Origin of the sequence: Ideonella sp. B508-1 (genome assembly GCF_000333615.1) — a bacterium.
Lineage (GTDB): Bacteria > Pseudomonadota > Gammaproteobacteria > Burkholderiales > Burkholderiaceae_C > Ideonella.
Window position 1 is genome coordinate 1 of sequence record NZ_BADL01000005.1, and the last position, 5629, is coordinate 5629.

At 53.2% G+C, this 5629-nt stretch carries 2 tRNA genes and 3 rRNA genes; all 5 read right to left on the bottom strand.

The window, feature by feature from the left end:
• Window positions 1-10: 10 nt before the first annotated feature.
• The 5 genes from I73_RS00330 to I73_RS00350 all read right to left on the bottom strand — a co-directional run bounded on the left by I73_RS00330 (window position 11) and on the right by I73_RS00350 (window position 5601).
• Window positions 11-87 (bottom strand) — tRNA-Ile (locus I73_RS00330).
• Between the two features lie 163 nt (window positions 88-250).
• Window positions 251-1779 (bottom strand): 16S ribosomal RNA (locus I73_RS00335).
• A gap of 271 nt (window positions 1780-2050) precedes the next feature.
• Window positions 2051-2163, bottom strand: a 5S ribosomal RNA gene (gene rrf, locus I73_RS00340).
• Between the two features lie 151 nt (window positions 2164-2314).
• Window positions 2315-5188, bottom strand: a 23S ribosomal RNA gene (locus I73_RS00345).
• A gap of 337 nt (window positions 5189-5525) precedes the next feature.
• Window positions 5526-5601: transfer RNA gene (locus I73_RS00350), tRNA-Ala, on the bottom strand.
• Window positions 5602-5629 lie beyond the last annotated feature (28 nt).

Genomic DNA, 5629 nt, shown 5'->3' on the forward strand with positions numbered 1-5629 from the left:
CAAGAACGCTTGGGGGGTCTGGTTGGATTCGAACCAACGACCCCCGCCTTATCAAGACGGTGCTCTAACCGACTGAGCTACAGACCCACGCATCTCTTTGGAGCCGCGCAGTGCCTGGCGTCATCCGCGTCTCCTGGCAGTCGGACGCCAACTTGACGCTTTCTCCAGGCTCGCACGTTTCACCAATTAACCACTACTGTGTTTTCACAGCCGATAAGTGTGAGCGCTTGAGCTTGAGTGCTTTTTCCAGAAAGGAGGTGATCCAGCCGCACCTTCCGATACGGCTACCTTGTTACGACTTCACCCCAGTCACGAACCCTGCCGTGGTAATCGCCCTCCTTGCGGTTAGGCTAACTACTTCTGGCAGAACCCGCTCCCATGGTGTGACGGGCGGTGTGTACAAGACCCGGGAACGTATTCACCGCGGCAAGCTGATCCGCGATTACTAGCGATTCCGACTTCACGCAGTCGAGTTGCAGACTGCGATCCGGACTACGACCGGTTTTCTGGGATTGGCTCCCCCTCGCGGGTTGGCAGCCCTCTGTACCGGCCATTGTATGACGTGTGTAGCCCTACCCATAAGGGCCATGAGGACCTGACGTCATCCCCACCTTCCTCCGGTTTGTCACCGGCAGTCTCATTAGAGTGCCCTTTCGTAGCAACTAATGACAAGGGTTGCGCTCGTTGCGGGACTTAACCCAACATCTCACGACACGAGCTGACGACGGCCATGCAGCACCTGTGTGCAGGTTCTCTTTCGAGCACTCCCAAATCTCTTCAGGATTCCTGCCATGTCAAGGGTAGGTAAGGTTTTTCGCGTTGCATCGAATTAAACCACATCATCCACCGCTTGTGCGGGTCCCCGTCAATTCCTTTGAGTTTCAACCTTGCGGCCGTACTCCCCAGGCGGTCAACTTCACGCGTTAGCTACGTTACTGAGAAGGAACCTTCCCAACAACCAGTTGACATCGTTTAGGGCGTGGACTACCAGGGTATCTAATCCTGTTTGCTCCCCACGCTTTCGTGCATGAGCGTCAGTGCAGGCCCAGGGGATTGCCTTCGCCATCGGTGTTCCTCCGCATATCTACGCATTTCACTGCTACACGCGGAATTCCATCCCCCTCTGCCGCACTCAAGCCTTGCAGTCACAAAGGCAGTTCCCAGGTTGAGCCCGGGGATTTCACCTCTGTCTTACAAAACCGCCTGCGCACGCTTTACGCCCAGTAATTCCGATTAACGCTTGCACCCTACGTATTACCGCGGCTGCTGGCACGTAGTTAGCCGGTGCTTATTCTTCAGGTACCGTCATCCTCCCGAGGTATTAACCCAGAAGATTTCTTCCCTGACAAAAGCGGTTTACAACCCGAAGGCCTTCTTCCCGCACGCGGCATGGCTGGATCAGGCTTGCGCCCATTGTCCAAAATTCCCCACTGCTGCCTCCCGTAGGAGTCTGGGCCGTGTCTCAGTCCCAGTGTGGCTGGTCGTCCTCTCAGACCAGCTACAGATCGTCGGCTTGGTAGGCCTTTACCCCACCAACTACCTAATCTGACATCGGCCGCTCCAATAGCGAGAGGTCTTGCGATCCCCCCCTTTCACCCTCAGGTCGTATGCGGTATTAATCCGGCTTTCGCCGGGCTATCCCCCACTACTGGGCACGTTCCGATGCATTACTCACCCGTTCGCCACTCGTCGCCAGGTTGCCCCGCGTTACCGTTCGACTTGCATGTGTAAGGCATGCCGCCAGCGTTCAATCTGAGCCAGGATCAAACTCTTCAGTTCGATCTTGAATTTGCTCAATCAGGAATTGAAGTGAACTTCACTTCAGTTTCCATGAGCGTTTAAAGTCTTTCGACCTCGAGTCCTAAGGACTCTTGGCACTCGCCTTCAAACGCCCACGCTTATCGGCTGTTACTTGTTAAAGAGCTCGGTCTTGCAACCGTTTCGATCCATCGATCGATCAGTTCTTCACTGAAGGATGGGATCATAGCACGATCTCATCCTTAAGGGAAGAAAAACGCCAGGCAAAGCCTGGCGTTTCACTCGGATATTAGCCTGACGATGTCCTACTTTCACACGGGAATCCGCACTATCATCGGCGCAGAGGCGTTTCACTGTCCTGTTCGGGATGGGAAGGAGTGGGACCACCTCGCTATGGTCATCAGGCTTAACTTGTTGCCTGGTCGCTGCACCGGGAGGTGCTGGGCGGCCAAGCCAATTCAAAGAGTCTTGTGAATCAGATGATTGCGTCTACCGACTTGAACGGTATAACTAGAATTCTCACCCAGTTCTTTGATGCATTTTACATCAAAGTTATAGGGTCAAGCCTCACGAGCAATTAGTACTGGTTAGCTTAACGCATTACTGCGCTTCCACACCCAGCCTATCAACGTCCTGGTCTCGAACGACTCTTCAGGGGGCTCAAGGCCCCGGCAAGACTCATCTTGAGACGAGTTTCCCGCTTAGATGCTTTCAGCGGTTATCTCTTCCGCACTTAGCTACTCGGCAATGCCATTGGCATGACAACCGATACACCAGCGGTGCGTCCACTCCGGTCCTCTCGTACTAGGAGCAGGCTCTCTCAATCTTGCAGCGCCCACGGAAGATAGGGACCAAACTGTCTCACGACGTTTTAAACCCAGCTCACGTACCTCTTTAAATGGCGAACAGCCATACCCTTGGGACCGGCTACAGCCCCAGGATGAGATGAGCCGACATCGAGGTGCCAAACACCGCCGTCGATATGAACTCTTGGGCGGTATCAGCCTGTTATCCCCAGAGTACCTTTTATCCGTTGAGCGATGGCCCTTCCATACAGAACCACCGGATCACTTTGTCCTACTTTCGTACCTGCTCGACTTGTCAGTCTCGCAGTCAAGCACGCTTATGCCAATGCACTATCAGCACGATTTCCGACCGTGCCTAGCGTACCTTCGAACTCCTCCGTTACACTTTGGGAGGAGACCGCCCCAGTCAAACTGCCCACCATACACTGTCCCCAACCCGGATCACGGGCCAAGGTTAGAACCTCAAACACACCAGGGTGGTATTTCAACGTCGGCTCCATACGATCTAGCGACCGTACTTCAAAGCCTCCCACCTATCCTACACAGATCTGTTCAAAGTCCAATGTAAAGCTACAGTAAAGGTTCATGGGGTCTTTCCGTCTTTCCGCGGGGAGATTGCATCATCACAAACATTTCAACTTCGCTGAGTCTCTGGAGGAGACAGTGTGGCCATCGTTACGCCATTCGTGCAGGTCGGAACTTACCCGACAAGGAATTTCGCTACCTTAGGACCGTTATAGTTACGGCCGCCGTTTACTGGGACTTCGATCAAGAGCTTGCACCCCATCAATTAATCTTCCAGCACCGGGCAGGCGTCACACCCTATACGTCGACTTTCGTCTTTGCAGAGTGCTGTGTTTTTAATAAACAGTCGCAGCCACCGATTCTCTGCGGCCTCATTGGGCTCCCCTTGTACAGGTTCACCTACTAAAGGCACACCTTCTTCCGAAGTTACGGTGTCAATTTGCCGAGTTCCTTCTCCAGAGTTCTCTCAAGCGCCTGAGAATACTCATCACGCGCACCAGTGTCGGTTTGCGGTACGGTCGTCAATAGCTGAAGCTTAGTGGCTTTTCCTGGAAGCAGGGTATCACTCACTTCGTCTGCAAGCAGACTCGTTATCACACCTCAGCTAAGCTCTCCGGATTTGCCTAGAGAGCACGCCTACATGCTTGAACCGGGACATCCAACACCCGGCTGAGCTAACCTTCTCCGTCCCCACATCGCACTATTGATCGGTACAGGAATATTGACCTGTTTCCCATCAGCTACGCATCTCTGCCTCGCCTTAGGGGCCGACTCACCCTACGCCGATGAACGTTGCGTAGGAAACCTTGCGCTTACGGCGAGGGGGCTTTTCACCCCCTTTAACGCTACTCATGTCAGCATTCGCACTTCTGATACCTCCAGCAGACCTCACGATCCACCTTCACAGGCTTACAGAACGCTCTCCTACCGCGCACATTGCTGTGCACCCGCAGCTTCGGTAACTGGCTTAGCCCCGTTACATCTTCCGCGCAGGACGACTCGATCAGTGAGCTATTACGCTTTCTTTAAATGGTGGCTGCTTCTAAGCCAACATCCTGACTGTTTTAGCCTTCCCACTTCGTTTCCCACTTAGCCAATTTTAGGGACCTTAGCTGGCGGTCTGGGTTGTTTCCCTCTTGAGTCCGGACGTTAGCACCCGGTGCTCTGTCTCCCAAGCTGTACTCATCGGTATTCGGAGTTTGCCAAGGTTTGGTAAGTCGCCATGACCCCCTAGCCTAAACAGTGCTCTACCCCCGACGGTAATACTTGAGGCACTACCTAAATAGTTTTCGGAGAGAACCAGCTATCTCCAGGTTTGTTTAGCCTTTCACCCCTATCCACAGCTCATCCGCTAGTTTTGCAACACTAGTCGGTTCGGACCTCCAGTGCGTGTTACCGCACCTTCATCCTGGCCATGGATAGATCACCTGGTTTCGGGTCTACACCCAGCGACTAGACGCCCTATTCGGACTCGATTTCTCTTCGGCTTCCCTATTCGGTTAACCTCGCCACTGAATGTAAGTCGCTGACCCATTATACAAAAGGTACGCCGTCACCCTTTCGGGCTCCGACTTTTTGTATGCATGCGGTTTCAGGATCTATTTCACTCCCCTCCCGGGGTTCTTTTCGCCTTTCCCTCACGGTACTTGTTCACTATCGGTCGATTACGAGTATTTAGCCTTGGAGGATGGTCCCCCCATCTTCAGACAGGATTTCACGTGTCCCGCCCTACTTGTCGTGCACCTAGTTCCACAAACTTCTTTTTCCATACGGGGCTATCACCCGCTGTGGCCGGACTTTCCAGACCGTTCTGATAAGAAACTTGCTAAAGAGCACAGGCTGTTCCGATTTCGCTCGCCACTACTTTCGGAATCTCGGTTGATGTCTATTCCTCGAGCTACTGAGATGTTTCAGTTCACCCGGTTCGCCTCAACACCCTATGTATTCAGATGTTGATACCCCTAAGGGTGGGTTTCCCCATTCGGAAATCTCCGGATCAAAGCTAATTTGCCAGCTCCCCGAAGCTTATCGCAGGCTATCACGTCCTTCGTCGCCTGTAATCGCCAAGGCATCCACCACATGCACTTAGTCACTTGACCCTATAACTTTGACGTCCAATGCTAAGAACGTCGATCAAGGACTGGTGCCAGTCGTCCACGTTAGAACGACCAGCTTGTGAGTATTCGCGTTATGCCGTTCTACAACTCATATTCGAGTTGAAGTCTGGTGACGCAATCATATGTTGCCGACGGCACGGTGCTGACCAGGCCTTTACCCCTGCCCAACTTTCCGTCGACAACGCTGATTCGACTCTTTGAATTGTTAAAGAACACAGCCTTCTCAACGAAGACAAACCTAAAACGCCAGGCCTTAGGTTTGTGCTCGCTTCTCGCAGCGTGGATATCCTCGATGATCACCACCCGGTGACCAGGATCTTGGTGGAGGATGACGGGATCGAACCGACGACCCCCTGCTTGCAAAGCAGGTGCTCTCCCAGCTGAGCTAATCCCCCCTTCTCTCGATCACTCTCAAAAACGCTT